The organism is Flavobacterium sp. K77, assembly GCF_021608205.1.
Taxonomy (GTDB): Bacteria; Bacteroidota; Bacteroidia; order Flavobacteriales; family Flavobacteriaceae; genus Flavobacterium; species Flavobacterium turcicum.
In genome coordinates this window covers 1-744 of sequence record NZ_JAKIHO010000041.1, presented here as the reverse complement: position 1 = coordinate 744, position 744 = coordinate 1, and the positions used below count along the sequence as shown (strand labels likewise).

General features: G+C 30.2%; 1 protein-coding gene. It reads left to right on the top strand.

Annotation, left to right across the window (positions count from 1 at the left end; genetic code table 11):
- Window positions 1–55 precede the first annotated feature (55 nt).
- Complete coding sequence (locus L1S34_RS14800; protein WP_236364870.1) at window positions 56–601, top strand: hypothetical protein; 546 nt, start codon at window positions 56–58, stop codon at window positions 599–601.
- Window positions 602–744 lie beyond the last annotated feature (143 nt).

The following is a 744-nucleotide window of genomic DNA, read 5'->3' as shown; positions in this document are numbered from 1 at the left end:
CGGAACGTTACTGGCTATGTTGCACAAAAAACAGCCTTAAAATTAAAAACAAATTATGAAGAAAATCGCAGTGTTATTTTTAATAGTCTTAATTTCAATTTCTTGCCAAAACAAGCCGACAAAACAAGATCAACTTGTTGAAAAAACTACAATTGAAAATAATAAAATAGAAAACAATCAAGCAAGCGAAAATTCAGAAAGTGCAAAAAAATGGCTAATTGAAACTATCAAAACTTATTTTAAAAAAGACTTTCCGAAAATGACAGGGATAACTACCACAACTTATGAGGAATACAAAACTGAAGCTACAAATGTTGATTTAGACACTGACGTAGCAATGACCCAAACAGAATTTGAAAATAAGTGGAAAAATAAATATGATACAAAATATTCGGGAATTGGATTTGGGTTTCTAATATCAGGGCAGGATTGGGGGAAAATTGAAATCACAAAATGCAATTTATTATCAGAAAGCGATGATAGTTATATTTTCCAAACTATTTTAAGTGATACTGAATTTAAAACTGACTACAAAAGAGATATAAAAATAATAAAATCTGGAAATTCTTTTTTGATAGATGATGTTAAAGAATATAATTAAACCTAAAAACACAGCCAGTAACACACGCTACAAGCAATTTGGGTATTAGGCTTAATTTGAAATTGGTTTTGTATTTGGAAGATTTGGCAAATCCGAATAATGGGCTTAATTTAGTCCCAAACTGCTTGTAGCGCGGGAACGTT